This is a genomic window from Halobellus sp. GM3 (assembly GCF_052545375.1).
The window spans coordinates 348,589-366,991 of the sequence record NZ_JBQWLT010000001.1 but is presented as its reverse complement, the minus strand read 5'-3'; the positions used below and the strand labels follow the sequence as shown (position 1 = coordinate 366,991).

18 protein-coding genes, 2 tRNA genes and 2 pseudogenes are annotated in these 18,403 nt (G+C 61.5%); 7 read left to right on the top strand and 15 right to left on the bottom strand.

Annotated features, from left to right (window positions below; all coding sequences use genetic code 11):
- Nucleotides 1-18: 18 nt before the first annotated feature.
- The 4 genes from ACT3HL_RS01865 to ACT3HL_RS01850 all read right to left on the bottom strand — a co-directional run bounded on the left by ACT3HL_RS01865 (nt 19) and on the right by ACT3HL_RS01850 (nt 5,346).
- Nucleotides 19-1,896, bottom strand: a complete 1,878-nt coding sequence (locus ACT3HL_RS01865) for a hypothetical protein (RefSeq protein WP_445085101.1) — start codon at nt 1,894-1,896, stop codon at nt 19-21.
- A 614-nt stretch (nt 1,897-2,510) separates the two neighbouring features.
- Complete coding sequence (locus ACT3HL_RS01860) at nt 2,511-3,245, bottom strand: universal stress protein (protein WP_445085100.1); 735 nt, start codon at nt 3,243-3,245, stop codon at nt 2,511-2,513.
- Between the two features lies 1 nt (nt 3,246).
- Nucleotides 3,247-4,677, bottom strand: coding sequence for an amino acid permease (locus tag ACT3HL_RS01855; protein WP_445085099.1), 1,431 nt, complete (start codon nt 4,675-4,677; stop codon nt 3,247-3,249).
- Nucleotides 4,678-5,091: 414 nt separating this feature from the next.
- Nucleotides 5,092-5,346 carry a hypothetical protein gene (locus ACT3HL_RS01850; RefSeq protein WP_445085098.1) on the bottom strand — a complete coding sequence of 85 codons (255 nt, stop codon included), beginning with the start codon at nt 5,344-5,346 and terminating at the stop codon, nt 5,092-5,094.
- Nucleotides 5,347-5,537: 191 nt separating this feature from the next.
- On the opposite strand from ACT3HL_RS01850, the gene ACT3HL_RS01845 reads away from it, so the two are divergent.
- Nucleotides 5,538-5,735 (top strand): hypothetical protein, encoded by a 198-nt coding sequence (locus ACT3HL_RS01845; RefSeq protein WP_445085097.1) that lies wholly within the window; start codon nt 5,538-5,540, stop codon nt 5,733-5,735.
- A 194-nt stretch (nt 5,736-5,929) separates the two neighbouring features.
- On the opposite strand, the gene ACT3HL_RS01840 is transcribed toward ACT3HL_RS01845, so the two are convergent.
- From ACT3HL_RS01840 to ACT3HL_RS01825, 4 genes are all read right to left on the bottom strand, one after another.
- Nucleotides 5,930-6,003 (bottom strand) — tRNA-Phe (locus ACT3HL_RS01840).
- A 106-nt stretch (nt 6,004-6,109) separates the two neighbouring features.
- Complete coding sequence (locus ACT3HL_RS01835) at nt 6,110-6,985, bottom strand: DUF6997 domain-containing protein (RefSeq protein WP_445085096.1); 876 nt, start codon at nt 6,983-6,985, stop codon at nt 6,110-6,112.
- A 291-nt stretch (nt 6,986-7,276) separates the two neighbouring features.
- Nucleotides 7,277-7,570: a translation initiation factor gene (locus tag ACT3HL_RS01830; protein ID WP_445085095.1), complete on the bottom strand. Its 294-nt coding sequence runs from the start codon at nt 7,568-7,570 to the stop codon at nt 7,277-7,279.
- The gene (locus ACT3HL_RS01825) at nt 7,567-7,920 is read right to left on the bottom strand and encodes a winged helix-turn-helix transcriptional regulator (RefSeq protein ID WP_445085094.1); all 354 of its coding nucleotides are present in this window, start codon (nt 7,918-7,920) and stop codon (nt 7,567-7,569) included. Before ACT3HL_RS01825 ends, ACT3HL_RS01830 begins: the two co-directional genes overlap by 4 nt.
- A 62-nt stretch (nt 7,921-7,982) precedes the next feature.
- On the opposite strand from ACT3HL_RS01825, the gene ACT3HL_RS01820 reads away from it, so the two are divergent.
- Genes ACT3HL_RS01820 through ACT3HL_RS01810 form a run of 3 tightly spaced genes read left to right on the top strand, consistent with a single transcriptional unit; the run spans nt 7,983 to nt 10,042 of the window.
- The gene (locus ACT3HL_RS01820; protein WP_445085093.1) at nt 7,983-8,684 is read left to right on the top strand and encodes an SDR family oxidoreductase; all 702 of its coding nucleotides are present in this window, start codon (nt 7,983-7,985) and stop codon (nt 8,682-8,684) included.
- Complete coding sequence (locus ACT3HL_RS01815) at nt 8,684-9,163, top strand: DoxX family membrane protein (RefSeq protein WP_445085092.1); 480 nt, start codon at nt 8,684-8,686, stop codon at nt 9,161-9,163. The genes ACT3HL_RS01820 and ACT3HL_RS01815 overlap by 1 nt, the downstream gene beginning before the upstream one ends.
- 30 nt (nt 9,164-9,193) lie before the next feature.
- A complete protein-coding gene (locus ACT3HL_RS01810; protein WP_445085091.1) occupies nt 9,194-10,042 on the top strand; it encodes a VOC family protein in 849 nt (282 codons plus the stop codon).
- A 177-nt stretch (nt 10,043-10,219) separates the two neighbouring features.
- Here ACT3HL_RS01810 and ACT3HL_RS01805 read toward each other — a convergent pair whose 3' ends face one another.
- From ACT3HL_RS01805 to ACT3HL_RS01790, 4 genes and pseudogenes are all read right to left on the bottom strand, one after another.
- Entirely contained in the window at nt 10,220-10,624 is a 405-nt protein-coding gene (locus tag ACT3HL_RS01805; protein WP_445085090.1) for a PIN domain nuclease, read from the bottom strand.
- Between the two features lie 6 nt (nt 10,625-10,630).
- Nucleotides 10,631-10,885 carry an AbrB/MazE/SpoVT family DNA-binding domain-containing protein gene (locus ACT3HL_RS01800; RefSeq protein ID WP_445085089.1) on the bottom strand — a complete coding sequence of 85 codons (255 nt, stop codon included), beginning with the start codon at nt 10,883-10,885 and terminating at the stop codon, nt 10,631-10,633.
- A 140-nt stretch (nt 10,886-11,025) separates the two neighbouring features.
- A pseudogene (locus ACT3HL_RS01795) lies at nt 11,026-11,379 on the bottom strand (type II toxin-antitoxin system PemK/MazF family toxin).
- Nucleotides 11,376-11,747: a MarR family transcriptional regulator gene (locus ACT3HL_RS01790; RefSeq protein WP_445085088.1), complete on the bottom strand. Its 372-nt coding sequence runs from the start codon at nt 11,745-11,747 to the stop codon at nt 11,376-11,378. The pseudogene ACT3HL_RS01795 and the gene ACT3HL_RS01790 overlap by 4 nt, the downstream one beginning before the upstream one ends.
- Before the next feature lie 383 nt (nt 11,748-12,130).
- On the opposite strand from ACT3HL_RS01790, the gene ACT3HL_RS01785 reads away from it, so the two are divergent.
- Nucleotides 12,131-15,082, top strand: a complete 2,952-nt coding sequence (locus ACT3HL_RS01785; RefSeq protein WP_445085087.1) for an N-6 DNA methylase — start codon at nt 12,131-12,133, stop codon at nt 15,080-15,082.
- 948 nt (nt 15,083-16,030) lie between these two features.
- Here the strand turns inward: ACT3HL_RS01785 and ACT3HL_RS01780 are convergent.
- The 3 genes from ACT3HL_RS01780 to ACT3HL_RS01770 form a co-directional block, all read right to left on the bottom strand.
- Nucleotides 16,031-16,234: a hypothetical protein gene (locus ACT3HL_RS01780; RefSeq protein ID WP_445085086.1), complete on the bottom strand. Its 204-nt coding sequence runs from the start codon at nt 16,232-16,234 to the stop codon at nt 16,031-16,033.
- Entirely contained in the window at nt 16,227-16,661 is a 435-nt protein-coding gene (locus tag ACT3HL_RS01775) for a hypothetical protein (RefSeq protein WP_445085085.1), read from the bottom strand. Before ACT3HL_RS01775 ends, ACT3HL_RS01780 begins: the two co-directional genes overlap by 8 nt.
- A gap of 662 nt (nt 16,662-17,323) precedes the next feature.
- Nucleotides 17,324-17,396: transfer RNA gene (locus tag ACT3HL_RS01770), tRNA-Val, on the bottom strand.
- A gap of 87 nt (nt 17,397-17,483) precedes the next feature.
- Here ACT3HL_RS01770 and ACT3HL_RS01765 point away from each other — a divergent pair.
- Both ACT3HL_RS01765 and ACT3HL_RS01760 read left to right on the top strand, forming a co-directional pair.
- Nucleotides 17,484-17,978: pseudogene (locus ACT3HL_RS01765) on the top strand (DUF192 domain-containing protein); the annotation flags it as partial.
- Nucleotides 17,979-18,106: 128 nt separating this feature from the next.
- Nucleotides 18,107-18,376 carry a DUF7538 family protein gene (locus ACT3HL_RS01760; RefSeq protein WP_445085084.1) on the top strand — a complete coding sequence of 90 codons (270 nt, stop codon included), beginning with the start codon at nt 18,107-18,109 and terminating at the stop codon, nt 18,374-18,376.
- Nucleotides 18,377-18,403: the final 27 nt, after the last annotated feature.

The window sequence follows — 18,403 nt, the reverse complement described above, 5'->3', positions numbered from 1 at the left end:
CGACGCGCGCAGGCCGAACTACGCGCGTATCGTGAACGATTCCGAAGCGACCGGATCGCCCGCGACAGTCAGCCCGACGTCCCACTCGCCGGTTTCGAGGCGCAGGCCGAGGTCGATATACGACCAGAGCGCCCGGGTCGGCCACACGTCGCCGTCGGTAGGCGACGGTATCGTCCCCGTGGTCGTCGTCTGGCCGCCGCTCGGACTCCGCCACGTGAACGAGTAGTCGACGGGCGGGACGTCCCGCATCCGAACCCACTGGTAGACGCGGTCGTCGCCCGTCCGCGAAAACCGATATCGTTCGTCACGGTACCCGTGGGGGTGCGGGTGCCGCTGGCCATCGGCGTGCCACTCGTTCTGTATCGCGCCGCAGACGACCGAGGTGATGACCTCGGGCGCGGGGTACGTCGGATCCGGCGACGCCTGACGGAACTTCTCTCTCGCGTACGACGCGATGTCGAACGGCGTCACCGAACAGCCGCCGGAGCGGTCGGCGATCACCCGTGCGGTGGCCTCTAGGTCCGAGTTCTCCAGTAAGAGAGACGCCACGTTGCCGCCGAGCAGACACAGGAGCTCGCGGCGGATGTGCGGGTCGGCGACCGTCGAGGAGTTCAACAGAGCGATCGACGGCCGGGAGGCGAACAGGCGGGACAGCGCTTGCGCCGCCGTCGGAATCTGCCCGCCGAGATACGAGATCGCACTCGCGGCGTACGGCGCGGTCTGGACCGCACCGAGCGTCGCGAGCGCCGGAACGACGGCGTATTTCACCAGGACGATCGGTGGGAGCAACGCGGCGGCCACGAGCGGCGCGACGGCATCGACGCGGTGGGCCCGCGGGGCACTCGTCGATCGACGCCCCCGGCGACGGCGAAGGCCGCCCACCGAACGCGTCGCGGGGCTGTGGATCTCGACCCGGAGCCCGTCGTCTGTGGTGGCCGTGCGGAACGAATACCCCTCCTCGACGAGGGCGTCGATCGCCGTCCGGGCCTGGTACATCCTGCCGTGGACGTGGTTGTACCAGCGCCGCGCCTCCATCGATTCGATCTCCCGTCCGAGGCGTTCGAGCTCGCCGATCGCCCGCTGGTACGCCGAGACCGGATCCTGAGACGGCGGGCCGGTCGGGAACCCCACGCCGGAGTCGGCGAGCGCCGCCACGGAGAGCTCCTCACCGTCGAGGAGGAACACGAACTCGGCGGTCCCGCCGTCTCTCCTGAACGCGACCACTTCGCCGTCGATGGCGAACGCGTCCCCGTAGCCGGGGTTGCCGGTGAAGCCGCGGACGACGTGGGCACCGGTCTGATCGTCGGTCGAGACGGCGTCGTTGTCGTCGAACTCCGCCGCGATGCGATCGCTGATCGCGGCGCCCTCGACGTCGCCGTCGACGATCAGTTCGTAGTAGAGTTCCCCCTGTTCCAACGCCTTGATTCCGAACACGCCGTCGATGTGGCGGCCGATGTACACAAGCGGCTCAGGTGTCGTCGGATCCATCGACTGCGGGAGGTCGGCGGGTGAGATCTCCTCGCCGTCGAGGCGGAGCCGGTAGTCGCTCGTCCCGCCGGTGTGCTCGAAGAAGAGCAACTCGCCGGCGATCCGATACGCGTCCCCGTAGCCCGGATTCCCGGTGTAGCCCCGAACGATCGTCATCTCGGGGTCCTCTCCGGTCATCATCGCGTCGTTGCGGCTCGGCGCGGCGATCTTCTCGCTCACGCGGACGCCCTCTACCTCGCCCCGAACGACGAACTCGTAGTAGAGTTCCGCCTCCTCCGTGCTCACGATTTCGAGGAGTTGTCCGCGTTGCTGTGCCGTTCCGGGGGTGACCGAAAGAAGGCTCCCACCGGCCACGGCCGCCGCCGTCAGGAGCGAGCGGCGTGCGATGGTCGTCGGATTCTCTGACATACCGCAACAGAGAGCGAACGCACCCGCACAACTGTTCTCACCGGTTCGCTGGGACTGGTGGCGGTCTGCTCGGTTGTTCGGAGGTTTGATTGTGCGCTACCGGAAGATGGCGTGAACTGTTCGGGCGGGTATGATACCGAGACGATATGTGACAGCGACGGAAACGATTCGAGCGTCGTCCGAGCAGCGGCGTGCGCCGCCCCGCATTGGGCGCGCGAGGCACTCCGCGGTCGTCTGACCGCCCGACAACCGTGGTAGCGAGGGCTGCGAGCGCGGGGACGAGAACAGCGCGGACTACGACGCCGTCGCCGGGAAGCACCGATTGCTGGCTGCCCGCCGGACGTAGCCCGCCGGCGCGAAGAACGTCGGTGTGCGGTATCCCCGTCGCATCCGAACCGGCGGCGACGGGGGCGCACCCCCGGGCGTGCGCTCGAACAGCGGGACGCTGAACGTGAACTGAGGCGGTTCCCCCGCCGAGGAGTCGACCAGAGCGGGAGTCCACGCTGAATCCCGCCGTTAAAACGGTGGTATAGTAGCGTTTGCACGTCTTCACGCGTCCGATCGCACGCGGTCGTGCGCTCGAACGCGCACTCAGTTGCAAACGCTACGATAGCTCACTCGTCTCCCTCGTCCGGGGCGGGTTCCCGTTGGACGACGAGAACGGGGCCGAGAAACTGTTCTGCGACCTGGTCGGACGGCATCCCGAACACGAACGTCGCGAGCGACGGATCCGTTTCACCCATCACAACGGCATCGAACGACTCGGCCGCGTCGACGATCGCATCGAGGGGACCCTGCTCTCGCTCGGTTCGCGTCTCGATCCTCGACTCGTCGACGCCGAGCTCTCCGAGCCGATCGGCCATCCCATCGAGCAGCGTCCCGATGTCCTCGTCCGTTTCGTCCGCCTCGGCGACGTGGTACAGCGTTACCGAGGTGTCCATCGCACCGAACACGCCGGCGACGACGCGGGCGAGACGGTCGATCCCCACAGTCCCGCGAACGGCGACGAGAACGTCGTCTACCGCCCCGGTGGCGTTCGGGACGAGCACGGCCAGACAGTCGTGCTCGTGGATCGTGCGGTCGATCGTCTTCTGGCCGTTGTGCGTGAAGACGAGCCGCCGTTCGACGGTTGCGCCCGCCTCCTCGAAGATCGCCTCGTAGTCATCGAGGCGGGCCGTCGCTCGCTCCTCGAACTGCATCCGCGCTTGACCCGGTGCGGTCTGTTCGGGGATGACGTGATAGCCCAGCATAACGACGTGGGCGTCTGCGAGGAGGGCGGGAACTCCTTCCGGGACCGACTCCCCTTCGAGCACGCGAAGCGGGACGAGTATCGATGGACGATCCGTCATGTTAGATGTCTCCCTTGAGAGTGACGTCTCCAGCGTAATAACGATACCAGAGGTACGACACGATCATGACCACGATCCCGATCCCGATTGACGCCGGTTGCATGAACGCGATCAGGGCGAAGCTGGCGAGCGCACCGATGCCAGGCAGGATCGGATACCCCGGGGCGCGGTAGCTGGGCGAATACCACTCCGGATCCCGGCGTCGCAACACGATCAGTGCGACGCACATCAGCCCGTACATAATCAGGTGGAGGAACGATGCGACCTCCGCGAGCAGTTCGACCTGTCCGGTCGCCACGAGCGCGAGGATCGGGCCGCCGGCGGCCAACAGCGCGACGTGCGGCGTCCCGTACCGGAGGTTGACCTCGCTCGCTTTCCGGGGGAGCAAGGCGTCCCGACTCAGCGCGTACACCGCTCGCGAGGCGCTCAGTATCGACGCGTTCGCACTCGAGAACGTCGCCAGCAGACCGGCACCCAGAATAGCGACCGCACCGGGTAGCCCGAGGAAGTCGCGGGCCACCTCGACCATCGCCGTCTCCCCGAACTGACCGAGCCGATCAGCGCCAAACGCGCTGGTGGCGACGAAAATCGTCACGACGTAGAACACGGTGACGACGAGGACCGATCCGACCATCGCCAGCGGCAGATTCCGCCCCGGTTGTTTGATCTCGCCCGCGACGGTCGCGACTTGAGCGAACCCCAGATACGAGGTGAACACGAGCGCGGCCGTCGTCAACACCGGGAAATATCCTCTCGAGAAGAATTGCTCCGGGACGCTCGTTCGACCGAAAACCCCGACGGCGTCGAGGACGCCGTAGGAGAGGAATCCAGTGAGGACCACGAGGAGGACGCCGACGACGATATTCTGGATCGCAGCCGTGTTCTCTGTCCCCCCGATACTCAGCGCGGTCAACGCGGCTCCGAACAGTAATCCGATTCCGATAACGGGGCTGAACGAAAGCCCGACGCCGAGCTCGGCGAACACGGCGCTCGCGTAGTGACCGAGACCGACGAGGTAGAACGCGGAGGCGAACATCAGCCCCAACCACAGCCCGAGCCCCACGATCGCACCGTAGGCGGTTCCCATCCCCCGCGAGATGAAGTAGTAGCCGCCACCGCTCCGGGGCATCGCGGTGGCGAGTTCGGAGGTCGGAAGCGCCACGAGCAACGCGATCAGCCCGCCGACGGCGAACGAGACGGTGGCAGCGAGCCCCGCGTTGTTCGCGGCTAACCCGGGGAACACGAAAATGCCCGCTCCGATCATCGTTCCGATTCCGATCGCCAACCCGCCGACCAATCCGATCGTCCGCTCCAGTTCGACGTCGTCGTCGTGGACGGTCGTCTCGTCTGTGACCGCATCCGGTTCGGCTGCGGGTACCTCACCGGCAACGTTCCGGCCTGTCGGCTCGGTGTCTACGGGCTGTTCAGCCATAGTGCCCGTTTAGTCAACAGTTAATTGAATGTTGCCCCGCCCACCGTGCGCGGGGAATCTTCCTCTCACGAGGGCAGGCTTTCCGCTTCGACGACGTGGCGTGCAGGACAGCTTCGCTCCGCAGAACAGAGCAGAGCGGAAGCGCTTCGCATAGCAACTATGTAGAATCGGGATGCCGCCCCCCGATTCGAACACCGGAAGGCGCTCTTTGCGCGTCTTTCGAGCCTCCGCTCGCTTCGCTCGCCGGGACGGGAGACAGCTCGATGCCACCGGAATCGCGCCGCCGTCGTCTCGCCGGGATCGCCAGTCTCGGGGCCGGGTCGAATACCTCGCGGATGTCCCCGCGCTGCCGCCGGGCCTCGAAAGGACGCCACGCCTGAATCGACGGCGGTGCCGATGGTTCGGCTATCGCTGTTACGGCTCTCGGTCGAGCAGGGTCTCCATCCGTTCGCCGACCTCCTCTCTGATCTCCTCGATGTGGACGGCGTTCGAGAACGCCAGCATTGTCGGCGGCCACAGACCGATGAACAGCCCGTGCTCTTTGTTCCCGCGGACGTAGTACTGGTACCACGCCAGAAGGACCGAACCGGCCGCCGCCAAGACGATCGGATCCCGGCCTGTTCGCCTCCCGACTTCCATCGCTTTCTCTCTGCTGTTCTGTTGTGACATCAGTTCCCTGTTCCCCGGTGTCGTGTTTTGTTATATAGTTCGAACTGAAACCGCCGGTCAGACCGGTTCCGTAATCCGATCTTATTTTCGACTGCAGTGTCGCCGGTCAGACGTGCTAGTTAAACAGACTGTTTTGAACAGCTAGGTAGTGATTTATTTCAGTACCTCTGTAATCGCTCGTCGACCACTCTATGATTGACCCAGTTGCTTCGGCTTACCAGCGGCTCGACGATGCAAGACCGTTCGTACGGCCAACGTACAACCAGTTCGAGGTCGAACTCCTCCCGCCCTACGGTGACCCCGAGGTGCACGTTCCCGGCGAGGTCGGTACGTACGTTGGCATCGGCGTGCTCGCGTCTGCCCTGCTCGAGCGACTCGATGAGGAGTAGGTTCAGTCGAAACCGCCGAACGATGACCGCGCCGAAAAGCGATGCCGCCTCCCCGATTTGAACACTGGAAGACGGTCCTGCTCGCCTCGCTTCGCTCGGCTGCGCGGGCGTGCGACTTCCAAGCTCAAATCGGGTCGGGTCGCACGCTGGATTCTGACGCGGCTCGCTTCGCTCGCCGTTCAGAATCACAGAAGTGCCGCCTCCCCGATTTGAACGGGGGACAGCTCGATCTTCAGTCGAGTGCTCTCCCAGTCTGAGCTAAGGCGGCGCGCAGTTCGACCGACGCCCAGTATATAAAAAAGGGTTTCGGATCGCCGCGCCGTCTTCGGAATAACCGCTGAGAGACTCGATGCGGGCAGAAGGGGACCGAGCGATCAGATTCGCACTTCGTAGTGGGTATCGTTGACGACGTGGAGCCCGGCGAGACACGGGCGCTCCGCCCGCATCGGGAGTCCCGAGCACTCGTAGATGCTGTATCGAATCCCGCCGTCCGCAGGGCGCGCGCGGAGGTAAACGGGGACGACTCGGTCGACGTCGATCGACAGCGACGTCTCCGCTGCGAGCGCCGGATAGGCCACCGTGTGTTTGGCCAGTTTCCGTCGCCCCCCGCACTTCGCCTCGATGACCAAGAGCACGCGCTCGCCGTTCCGACGGGTCATCACGAGCGCGTCGATCTCGATCTGCCCGTCGTTGTGACGGAGGATCGTCGGCCGGTCGGGATGCGGTTCGAACTCGAACGCGAAACTCGAGGAAACGGTCGTCGGCGCCGTCCCGATCCGGTCGGGATCGAGACCGAGCGCGCGCGAGAACAGCCCCGTCGAGAGGGCGAAGTTCACGAATCCCGCCGCCGAGAACGTCGGCAGCGAGCGGTACACCTCGAGCATATCACGCACGCCCTCTCGGAGCGCGAGCGTCTCGTCGCCGCCGTCCGTGTAATCGAGGGTCTGCCGGTTGACGGCCCGAAACTCCCGCTCGTCGATAAAGAAGTCGTCCAGTCGGTCCGGGACGCGGACGAGCGCGAACTGGGTCCCGGGGCCGTCGGTGGCTCGGCCCAGCCGCAGGACCATCGTGTCGTGGTCGTCCAGCCGGCTCGAAAGCTCCGGCCGAGTGTCGATCGAAATCTCCGCCGCCGTCCGATACTGGCTCGGATCCCGACCGGTCTCCTGGAGATACCCGATGAACGATCTCGGGCCGTATATCCCGTCCGCCGCCTCCTGTACCGCGCGCAACGCTGGGTCCCAATGGCTCACGACAGAGGTGAGTCCGAGGAGCGGAGTCTAAACCCTGACGCCTGTGTCCAGACTGGTCGTGTTTAGTTGTCGTCGCGTTCGCACCTGATTACGCATCAGATCGCGCGACCGCGTGCGATCGGGTGCGCGAAGACGTGCCACGGTAGGAGCAGTGTCCATCGCGGCAAAATCGTGCGCGAATTACCGGTGGGGTCGACGTCGTGTCTCTGGCGACGTGCTCGCAGAAACCGCTCGGGTAACGAGGCCGTTGTCGTTGGAACGAGTCAGAGGTGCGCGTGTTCCGCACGGGCGTCACCCCTCGACAGAGTACCCGTTCGCCGTCAGGAGCTCACGGACGCGCTCTTCGTGGTCGCCCTGCAGTTCGATGTGCTCGGCTTTGACGGTGCCGCCGGTCCCGAGCGCAGATTTGAGCTCCGAGGCGAGCGATTTGAGGTCCGTGTCTCCCTCGAACCCCCCGATGACGACCATCTTCTTGCCGTATCGGCGTTCTTCGGTCCGAACGGTCAGCTGTTCTGTCGCGCGATCGAGGTCAGCGAGCGGATCCTCGGGCACGTCGAGATCGTCGAACGGGTCGTCGTCGGTCACAGCCAGTCCTCACCCCACGCGTCGAGTGACTCGAACACGGGACAGAGGGCAGCGCCCTTCTCGGTCAACGCATAATAACTCGCGACCGGCGATTCGAACTCCTTTCGGTTCTCGATAAGCTCCTCCTTCTCCAAGTCGTCGAGCACGCGCGAGAGCGTGTAGGAGCTCGCGCCCGTCGAGCGCTTGAGTTCGTTGAAGCGCTTTTCGCCGTCACGCAGGTCGTTGAGGACGATGAGCTTCCACTTCGCTCCCATCTCTTCGACGGCTCCGACGACGTTGCAGACGTCCGCGTTCCGCCGTTCGACGTCGGACTCTTCGTCGGGCTCGGCCGCGGGTGGTTGGGTCGCCATTACTTGGTCACACTATTGTTGCCTGAACTATATATAGGTTTGGTAACAAACTAGGTAATGTAATGGAATTACGAAGCTCGACGGTGCTCGTGACCGGCGCCACCGGCAACATGGGCCCGTACGTGACTGACCGACTCGCTGACCACGGTTCTGATGTCATCGGCACCTACGTTACCGAAACCGAAGGAGACGACGTCGAGACCCGCGCTGAGCACGCCGACGCGGTATCCTATCACCAAGTCGACCTGACCGATCAGGCGGCTGTCGAAGCGTTCGCCGAGACTGTCGGCGACGAGCACGGATCGATTGACCACATCGTCGGCCTCGCGGGTGGGTTCTCGATGGGCGGCGTCAGCGACACCGACGGCGGTGCCTTTGAGGCCGCACTGAATCGCCACGCGACGACGGCCTTCCTGACTGTCAAGGCCTTCGCGGACCACCTCAGCGAGCAGAGCGGCGTCGTCCTATTCAGCTCCGACCGCGCGATCGAACCCGTTGGTGGCACGCTCGCGTACGACGTCGGCAAGGGCGCGGTCCGCACGCTGACCGAGTCGCTCGATGTCGAACTCGACGCCCGGGTCAACGCAGTCGCTCCGTTCCTCATCGACGTGCCGGGGAACCGCGAGGCGATGCCCGACGCGGACTTCTCGACGTGGACGGCCCCGGAGGCCGTCGTCGACGAGGTGCTCCACCTGCTCTCGAACCGGGGCGTCACGGGCCAGATCGTCCAGATGACGGGCGGGCAGCCGGAGGTGAAGGAGTAATGGCCAATCACGACTCGCCCGAGACGGCTTCGCAGTTGAGTCTGGTCTTCCTTCGCCTAGCCCTCGGTATTCCGATGCTTGTCGGGGGGGTCGGCAAAGTCTTCGGAATCGGTCCGAAGCCGCTGGGCCCCGGAGGGTTCGCGGGCTTCTTGGCGAGTCTCGGTGTTCCACTCCCCTCGATTGCTGCGTGGGGCGTCGGTCTCCTCGAACTAGTCGGCGGTATCTTGTTACTGGTCGGCATAGCCGTCCGAATCACGAGCGCGTTGGTCGCGATCGACATGCTCGTCGCGACGATTCTCTACCACCTCCCGAATGGGTATCCGGCCGCAAGTGGCGGTATCGAATTGACGCTCGCGCTGGCCTTGCTCGCAGTCGCGCTCGTCTTGAGTGGTCCCGGCTCGCTCTCACTCGAACGGGTAGTGTTCAACCGAGAGGACTCCTCCGCTGACGCATCTCAGTCGAGTGGTACAGACGTATAATACAGCGACTACAACCACTATATGATCTCGATGACCACAGACGTACTCCCCCAAGAGGCACACATCGGACGAACCGCGCTCCGCGTCACCGACCTCGAGGAGCTGACCAACTTCTACCGGGATGTCGTTGGGCTCAGCGTGCTTCGGCGGTCCGATACTAGGTCCGTACTGGGTGTCGAGGGGACATCACTCCTCGTCTTGGAGGGTGATGAAGAGGCACTCGGACGACACCGATCGGGAGCTGGACTCTTTCACAACGCGTTCAGAGTCCCCTCGCGTGCGGCGTTGGGCGACGCGTTAGCCCGGGTTCGGGAGCACTGGCGGCTCGGCGGTGCGTCCGACCACGGCGTCAGTGAGGCGCTGTACCTGACCGACCCGGAGGGCAACGGCATCGAAATCTACCGAGATTACCCCCGTGAGGACTGGCCCCGCGCCGACAACGGGCGCATCCGGATGGGGACGTATCCCCTCGATCTCGGCCCCGTGGAAGCTGCCGCCGCGGGGGATGCAGGATTCCCTGCTGGAACGGACGTGGGGCACGTTCACCTCGAAGTGTCCTCGCTGGAGGCGTTCAGCGACTTCTACGTGGACACCCTCGGGTTCGAGGTCCAAACTGAGCTGCCAGCCGCGCTCTTCGCCGGTGCCGGGGGCTACCACCACCATCTCGGGGCGAACACGTGGAACCACAGAACGAGGTCGGTCAGCGGCCGCGGACTGTCGTGGTTCGAGGTGCTCGTCCCGGACGAAGCGTCTCTGGAGGCAGTTCGGGAACGGCTCATAGCCAGCGACGTTTCGCTCACCGAGACGGGTGATGGGGTCGTCGTTCACGATCCCGATGAGATCGAAGTCCGCATTCGAGTGGACCAATCGAAGCAGTAGCTCGGTTGGGACGGGACATCACGGTCCGGGGGTCCTCCCCTCCCTTCAGAAACCGTGCGTGGTACGTATGGGCTCGGGCGGAAAGGAGTGTGAATCGTGATACGGGCGTGCGAAAAGCGGCAAGAGCCGGCGGGCGGGCTCGAAACGTGTCCTAGAATCTCGGCGTCTCTTGCGGTTTCACTCGGAGTCGTCGAGGTACGAGTCGAGTGGGATGCGTTCGACCCCGACGGTGTCGTAATCCTGCTCCGTGGAGAGGACGGTGTCGCCGTTGACGTGGGCGATTCCGGCGTGCACGGAGTCGAACGGCGTCGTGCCGTACTCTTCGATGAAGGAAACGGCCGCGAGCAGCGCCTCCTCGTGTTCGGCTGGACGGATCGGGACCAGTTCGAGGAGGTTCGGAACGACCGTCGCGGCGTCGACGGTGTACTCGCCCGCGTCCTCGTCGTACCAGTACACGAGAAACTCCGTGTAGGCGGTGAGCGACGTGTAGACGTCCTCGGATTCGAGTGCGGCCGTCGCGTTCTCTTTCAGCCAGTCCTCGGGCTTCGCGAGGGCAAACAGAAAATCGCTCTCGACGTACATCCCGCGTCAGGCCTCTTCCTCGTCGCGTTCGGCTGCGACCTCGCGGGCCGCTTTCGAGCGGGCTTCGGATTTGAGCTCGTCGACGTCTTTGCCCGCCAGGGCGTCGCCGACCGCCTCCTCGATCGCGGCGAGGGGATCGTCGGCGACGGGAAACAGCGCGACGTGCGACGGGAGTTCGACAATACGGTATTTCCGACCGTGCTTCTCGCGGATCTCTTTAGGGAGGTAGATCCGGCCCCGCTTGTCGGCTTTCGACGTCATAGACTCGGGTTGCACCCGTACAGACAAAATTCTTCCTGTATTTTCGAGAATTTTCCCGTATACCTTGGCGTGAGAACTGCTCCGCCCTCGGGCGAATCTCGCGGCGGTCGATCGAAATCACTGTTCGATCCACGGTACGGCTACCGCTGCAGTTCCGCGATGAGCGTAGAGACGGCGGCATCCACGAACTCCGCGTCGAGTCGGCCCTGCCAGAAGTCGATATCGTCGCGGCCGATCGACTGCACGCCCCACGGAACGATTCGGCTCTCCTCGGGAGTGCCGCCGCGGATCCAGCCGGCGTCCGGCACGTCGACGAGCCCGTCCAGCCACGATTTCGTCGTGAGCGTGACCGCGATGTACTGCTCGCCGTGGAACGGGCGGCCCTCGTGGTTCGAGAGAATCAGCTAGGGGCGACCCTCCACGCCGGGCTTGAACGGATCGGCCCCGTAGACGACGTCGCCGCGCTCGTAGATCGGTTCCTCGTCGTCGCTCACTGCCGGTCCTCGCTGCTCGGATGCGGTTCGTCGGGCGCGTGCTCGCGCCACTCGTCTCGGTCCTCGGGCCCGAGCCGGTCGTTGAACAGCGCGGTCGCGCGCTCGTAGCCGCCGTAGTCGGCCAGTCGCGCTTCGTCGTCGGTCACCGCCCAGTACGTCGCCTTGTGCTCGACGAGCTCGCGGTCTTTCAACCGCGAGAGCGCCGTGCTGACCGCGCCCTCGTCGAGCCCGGTCCGGGAGGCGATCTCGCGGGCCTTGAACGCCTGCTCGTCGTTCGCGGCCAGAAAGCCGAGGACCTGATCCGGCACGGAGAGCCCCTCGAGCTCGTCCGCGCTCGTGTTCTCGAACGTCTCCCTGTCGATCGACATCGTGGGTGTAGATAGCGAGCGGAGCGATAAGAGTGTTAGGCGTGAAACCGACGTAAATTCCGATGGCGCGCCCTCGGCCGCGGTCTGCGTGAATAAATCTCGACTCCACGACCTTGTTGGGCGAGCAAAACAGTACGGTGCTGGCATCGGTACGCAGGTCGCTGCAAAATTAACTATGGCAGGCCTGCAAGCTGGTTATGATTTGATTCCCTGAATCGCTGCTGACTCGGTTGAAACTCTCAATGAAGGCAAATTCTTGTGAAGAATATAGAGAATACCTCCGGTACAATGTGTGAACAGTTTCTGGCTCGACTCTTCCTGCCCCAGGGGACCACGTTCTCACGTCGTTACAATTTTGACGTGTGGATAAGTGGCAGTTTGTAATGAGCGCAAAGGAAGCGAAGTTTCACGGCATCTTCTACACACGCTTACTCGACTACATCGAAGAGAACGACACGCTCTTTGAGGAACCAGTTTCAGAGAAGACCACCAAGGATGGGTTCGCAGACATCTATATCCCATCTCCGTTGAACGGCGAGGTGGTTATCGAGGTCAAGCGTGACGACATCTACCCACGTGACCATAATGTGGTAAAACAGGCTCGTGGGTACGCAGACGAGTTAGATACAGAATTCTTCATCACCTGTAACTCCAACGATATGTTCCTCTTCCATTATCAGGGAGAGATCGAGATGCAGGACGTAGATTTCTACTACTTCAATCTCCGTGAGGCAGATCTTTCAGAGGCGATACCTCAACTCCTTGGCGTCGTTGAACACGTCCATCACGAACAGTCGCTTCCGGACCAGACTGAGCGGGAGCGTATCGTTGGAGTACTCCGGTCGTTCCATTCCTCTATCTGGCCGACGTACGCCGCGCTCGCTGAGAAGAAGCACGGTCGAAACGAGCGCTTTACACAACAATTTGACAAGTGGGTGGCTGAGAACGACTATAGTGACCTTGACGAAGACGAGCAGTTTGAGGTGGCTGGGAAGCAGTACGCGTACCTCTTGACGAACAAGGTGCTATTCTACGAAGTTGTTCGGGAGAAGACGAGACCAAAGTATGATCCCGAAAGAGGAGAGACCATACCGGAGATTGAGACCAAGAGCGGGTTCGAACTTGATTCACTGCATGAACACACGACATTGAGCGGGTTGGAGAAGCACCTCCAGAATCAGTTCGAGACTATCGTTGAGGAGATTGACTATGAGCCGATCTTCGACAGTGGAGCGAGCCTATTCGCCGACTTTCCGCAGAATAAGAAGACGCTCCAGACGCTTGAGGACTTCCTGAATAATATCGAGGCAGAAGAGATCGTTTCACTTGATGAGGACTTGCTCGGCGAGATATACGAAGAGCTAATTCCGGCGGAAGAACGGAAGGAACTCGGGCAGTTCTACACCCCGCCGAAGATTGCGGAGACGTTGACGTATTGGGCTATCCAGCCGCGAGAGGATAATCAACTTCCGAAGGTTCTGGATCCAGCCTCAGGGAGTGGGACCTTCTGTGTTGAGGCGTATTATCGACTCAACTCGGTGGCCCCGACCGCCACACATCAAGAGATCGTAGACAGCATCGTTGGTGCTGATGTAAACCGTTTCCCACTCCACTTGACAGCAATCAATCTGGCGAGCCAGAACATCTCCGAACGCACCGATCGGCTTCACTTATATCATGACAGCTTCTTCAATATCGAGCCTGAGACGCAGTATTTGGCAAGTACGCGCATCGGTGAGCAAGAAGAAGTGGACGGAGTTCTTGGGAAGTTCGATGCCGCTGTTGCCAACCCCCCCTATATGGATCACCGGAGCCTCTACCCGGACTCGGAACACTTCCGGAGCCATCTGAAAGAACTGGGGAAAGAGTATTACGACGGAGACAAACGATTGAGCGGGTACAGCGACGCCTACGTCTACTTCGTGACACACGGAACCCAGTTCCTACGTGATGGTGGTCGAATGGGGTACATTATCCCAACGAAGTGGATGATGACTCGGTACGGAGAGGGCTTCCAACAGTTCCTGTTTGACCAATTTAAAGTACGGGCTGTTGTCGGGTTCGGTGCTCGGGCCTTTGAGGATGCTTTCGTTGACGGCGCGATGTTAATGCTGGAGAAGTGTAACGACGAGTCGGAAAGACGCAACAATACGGTGAACTTCATCCGCTTGAAGGACACGATGGAAGTGGAGGACATTATTGACACCCTCGATTTCGACTACCCGATTGAGGATAATCGTGAAATGGCAGTCGTGAACCGCGAGGCGTATCGTACGGTGGCAGTCAGCCAAGACTATTTGATGGATCGGGAGACGAATAAGCTCGGTTATTTCCTCGACGCACCGCAGACCTTCATCGAAATGTTGGAGAATCCGATGATGGTGCCGCTTGACGATCTCCTCGCGGATTCTGGTGGCGGTGTCAAGACTGGGGCAAACGAGTTCTTTTACCTCGACAAGAAAGACGCAGCTGAGCGCGGAATTGACGAACAGTTCCTATCGCCGGCGGTCAGGTGGATCAAGGACATTGAACAGGGACAAGTATTGAACGAGAAGATGACGAATCTGCGGTTACTTGACGTGCACGAGTACGTTGAGGACGTGAAGTCACAGGGAGGATTTGAGCAGTCCGACTTGGAGGAACGGGTTAAACAGTCGCTGCGTGAAGACGGCCACACCGAGTTGGTGGACTACATCCGTGAGGGGGAAGCACGAGGATTTAACGAGAGGAAGACGACTGCCAGTCGGGATGTCTGGTTCGATGTAGGGCAAAGCTACAACATCGAACGGAAGCGAAATGCGGCGATTCTACATCCGAAGGGGTTCAAGTACCGGATCTTCGCAAGTCGCAACGAAGGAATCGTGCCGAACAACCGACTTCACTGCCTATACCCTGACGCTGGCGTGGATACAATGGCTCTTCTCGGTGTTCTGAACTCAAACGTGTATCAGGGTCTCGTAGAGGCGTGGGGCCGAAGCGAAGGCCGCGGGATGTTGGAATTGGCCAAGTACGAGCTGATCAGTGTCCCAGTATTAGACATCCGAAAATTGGAAACGGAAGAGTTAGAGACAATCAAGGATGCGTACCAAGCTCTGGAGGCGGACGAGACCGATGCGCAGGATCGGCTTGACGAAGCGGTCATCAAGGCCTCGGGTGTGGACATCAGCGTCAAAAAGTTACAAAAGTTGAGGGAAGCCGTGACCGAGCGTCGAAACAACCGAGGTACAACTTCAGAAGTGATGGTGGAGAAGGTAGACACACTCGAAGAACTTGGGACGAGTACCTTTACTGTTGGATCCAGCGAGACAGAGGCAGAGTTGAGCGACTTTATGTGACCGCGGAAATCAAGATCGTGGAGTCGGCGGTCGCTGAGTAGCTTCCGGAGTGACAGCGCTGGTGTGGATCGGACGATTCCCGGAAGCGGCGGCGATAGCCGCCTTCACGGTCGGGCTCGCGGCGATCACACCAGACGAGTAGCCGAAGATCAACTCAGCTCCACCCTCACGGGTGGTTCGGCTGCCGGGGCTACCGGCACGAATCCGTTTGAAATATGTACTAAAAAGGGTTCAGAACGTGGTTTTAGTGGGTACCCGAGCAGACAAATTTCGTTTCTTCTACTGAGGTGGACGTTGCCGGTGTACCAAGGGCAAATTATTTCATTCTCCCAGAGTAGAATCCAGTAGGACACGTTAGGCCGTGTCCACACTGGGTAGTCGATCCGACGAGACTACTACACTGTGGTCGTGGCCGCGATCGTGACGAGGACCAATCCCGCGTCCCTTCCAGAGATAGCGAGGACCGTCCCGCAGATCGCGACTGCGATCAATCTTACTTCGGTGATGATAACTCACCTCCCAGAACTTGCTTAGACGCCCAGGCTGGCGTCGTCCCGGGTAGGACGGTAGTTTGTGCGCGTGGCAGGCCAGTTAAGGCTTCGGTATCCGGCACTGTCTCGGTTCCTACCATATATGGAACCTAAATTTGGTCCCACGACCGCCAAGCACAGCGGTTCATTCTATCGCGTGTTGAAATATCAAAATTCGCAGGCCGTAGCGGATGTGAAGACTTTCTACGTCTACCAAGTCGGAGTATGGCGATTATCAAGTTGAACTGAGGGGAAGGTAAATAGCAAAATATCGGTTAGATCCTACGGCTATGAATATATCGTTCCGAGAACTAACGGTAGTTCAGTTCAAAACCCTAAGTGAGAAAATAGATCAGTATGAGCACTATTCTGGAATCACATTCTTCGAGTCTCAAAACGGGATTTCCTTGGTCATAGCTTAGTTGCTGACAGCTTCGATGGCGAAATAGACCACGACAGCCAGACCAACGATTAACACCCCACGAATAGCTCCGTCAATCAATTCCTGAGCGAATGGGGTCCCGGAAAGCATCGGCCAGAGGTTCTGAAACATCACGATGAGGACATAGATCAATAGAAAGACGGCAATTAGATCGACAATCCCCTCGAACGTATCACTCATTCTCTAACTCCGTGTTTTCGTCTTCCATTGAAACCTTTCCATTCGCCGAGTATGATTCTTCCCCTCGATCCGGAGGGAGGGCTGGAATCCGCGCCTGTATCCTTCTAAAAACCCAATTCTCCCGAAGGTCACCTCCAATTTCAGAAAGGGCCATCAAGAGGATTACGACCACTGGGATAACAAAAAATCCTAACGCAAACTGCAGTAATTGGAGACTAACTTGAATCATTTGTTCGTATCCCTCTCGAATGAGGAAATCCATCGATAGAATACCTGCTAAGATGGTACACCCCGCGACGAAGGCGAGAGAAATAAGCACAGTCGCCTGTCGAACCGCTGGAGATCCCGTCTCCTCATTACGGTAGTATCGAACCGTGAACTGGAGGACAACGAGGATAATCGGCAACAGGAGCGAGACAAGCTCCACCAGTCTAAACGCTGCATTGGTAGATGCCGAAGCCACGATTCACCCAAACCCCCCGTACCATCCCGGCCTAACCGCATACGAAGGCCGAACACCCGGAACCGGCCGCCGTAAATCCGCGTCAACGTCCCCGCTCAAATACTGTTCTCCCCACGTCGTGATCTCGTACTGAGCGTCCAGAAACTCGCGCTCGCGACGAACCAAGAAGTCGGCGTTAGCCAGCCGAGCGCACCGCTCGCGAACGACACCCGTGGAAGCGCCGGGGGCGAAGCCGATCCGCCACGCGGTCAGCGCTACCGTAGCAGCATCGGATCCAAGAATCTGGCAGACACGGTTCGTGATCGAATTTGGTGGCGTAATGCCCACTATTCGAGCAATGAGTCGTGCCATCTACTAAAAACGTCACGCCGTTGGAGCGAGCCCATCCCGTGGCGGTCCTCAAACGGCTCGTAAGCGTTTGCAACTGATTGCGCATTCGACCGCGCGCGGTCGAATGGGAGGAGACGTGCAACCGCTACGAGAGCGGGCCCGGGAACTCGTATGGGCTCGGGCGGAGTCGAACTAATCGAGAGACGGTCGCCTCGCTCCGCTCGGCGCTGCGACTCTCTGAGTTCGATCCGCCGCTCGGAAAACACTCGGCCCTCGCTGTCGCTCGGGCACTCGTATGGGCTCGGGCGGAGTCGAACCACCGATCTCTTCCTTGTAAGGGAAGCGTCATAACCACTAGACCACGAGCCCGCACGTCGAAGCAGTCCACACGCGGGTATAACGGTTTCCAATCCCGAGCGGCGGAATCCTTACGCCGACGCGCCCGGATGAGTCCGTATGGTCAACCGGACGCGACTCGCCGCCGTCGCGCTCGCGGTCGCCGCCCTCCTCGCACTCGGCGTCGTCGCCGTCGCGAGCAACCCCGGGATCCTCCCGACCGGCGAGTACGAGCGGACGAGCGTCGAGGTGGCCGACGGCGAGACGGGCGAGCGACTCGCCGCGGTGACCGCCCGCGTCGCCGACACGTCCCGGAAGCGCTACACCGGACTCAGCGACACCGACGCGCTCGGCGAGGACGAGGGGATGCTCTTCGTCCACGACGCGGCGGGCGAGTACGCCTACGTGATGCGCGACATGGCCTTCCCGATCGACATCGTCTTCGCCGACGCCGACGGGCGGATCACCGCGGTTCATCACGCGGAACTCCCGCCGGAGGGGACGTCGAACTCGGAGCTGACGCGGTACCGCGGTCGCGGACAGTACGTCCTCGAAGTCCCGTACGAGTACACCGAGGAACGCGGCATCGACGTCGGCGATCGCCTGCTGATCGAGGGGCCCTGGGGACCGCCGACCGACGCGGATCGACCGGCCGAGGCGACGCCCGAGCCGACGCCGGCTACGACCGAACGCGAGTACGGTAACGAGAGCGAAGACTCGATACTCGGGGGACAACGGTGAGTGTGGACGGCTCGATCGACGACCTCGGCGCGCTCGACGGCTGGCACGCCGAGGGGTACGCCGCGCGCGTTCACTACCGCGGCGAGGGCGACCGCTACAGCGTCGAGTACTACGGCCCCTCCGGGTGCGTCCTCTACTGGAAGGTGAAAGGCGACGGCGGGACCGCCGTGCCCGTCGGTCGGGGGACGGTCCCCGACCCGCTCCGAGCGCGGATCAGAGCGGATCTCGATGCCGCTGGTATCGACCCCGATATCGAGCGTCGGTCGCTGTGAGCCGCGGCTGCGCCGGACGTCGGGGAC

Excerpts from the sequence above, each read along its gene's own strand:
- ACT3HL_RS01785 (WP_445085087.1), top strand. The coding sequence starts at position 12,131 with ATGAGCGCAAAGGAAGCGAAGTTTCACGGCATCTTCTACACACGCTTA.
- ACT3HL_RS01780 (WP_445085086.1), bottom strand. The coding sequence starts at position 16,234 with ATGAGTGATACGTTCGAGGGGATTGTCGATCTAATTGCCGTCTTTCTA.
- ACT3HL_RS01815 (WP_445085092.1), top strand. The coding sequence starts at position 8,684 with ATGGCCAATCACGACTCGCCCGAGACGGCTTCGCAGTTGAGTCTGGTC.
- ACT3HL_RS01855 (WP_445085099.1), bottom strand. The coding sequence starts at position 4,677 with ATGGCTGAACAGCCCGTAGACACCGAGCCGACAGGCCGGAACGTTGCC.
- ACT3HL_RS01845 (WP_445085097.1), top strand. The coding sequence starts at position 5,538 with ATGATTGACCCAGTTGCTTCGGCTTACCAGCGGCTCGACGATGCAAGA.
- ACT3HL_RS01860 (WP_445085100.1), bottom strand. The coding sequence starts at position 3,245 with ATGACGGATCGTCCATCGATACTCGTCCCGCTTCGCGTGCTCGAAGGG.
- ACT3HL_RS01825 (WP_445085094.1), bottom strand. The coding sequence starts at position 7,920 with ATGGCGACCCAACCACCCGCGGCCGAGCCCGACGAAGAGTCCGACGTC.
- ACT3HL_RS01805 (WP_445085090.1), bottom strand. The coding sequence starts at position 10,624 with ATGTACGTCGAGAGCGATTTTCTGTTTGCCCTCGCGAAGCCCGAGGAC.
- ACT3HL_RS01790 (WP_445085088.1), bottom strand. The coding sequence starts at position 11,747 with ATGTCGATCGACAGGGAGACGTTCGAGAACACGAGCGCGGACGAGCTC.
- ACT3HL_RS01850 (WP_445085098.1), bottom strand. The coding sequence starts at position 5,346 with ATGTCACAACAGAACAGCAGAGAGAAAGCGATGGAAGTCGGGAGGCGA.
- ACT3HL_RS01820 (WP_445085093.1), top strand. The coding sequence starts at position 7,983 with ATGGAATTACGAAGCTCGACGGTGCTCGTGACCGGCGCCACCGGCAAC.
- ACT3HL_RS01800 (WP_445085089.1), bottom strand. The coding sequence starts at position 10,885 with ATGACGTCGAAAGCCGACAAGCGGGGCCGGATCTACCTCCCTAAAGAG.
- ACT3HL_RS01865 (WP_445085101.1), bottom strand. The coding sequence starts at position 1,896 with ATGTCAGAGAATCCGACGACCATCGCACGCCGCTCGCTCCTGACGGCG.
- ACT3HL_RS01810 (WP_445085091.1), top strand. The coding sequence starts at position 9,194 with ATGACCACAGACGTACTCCCCCAAGAGGCACACATCGGACGAACCGCG.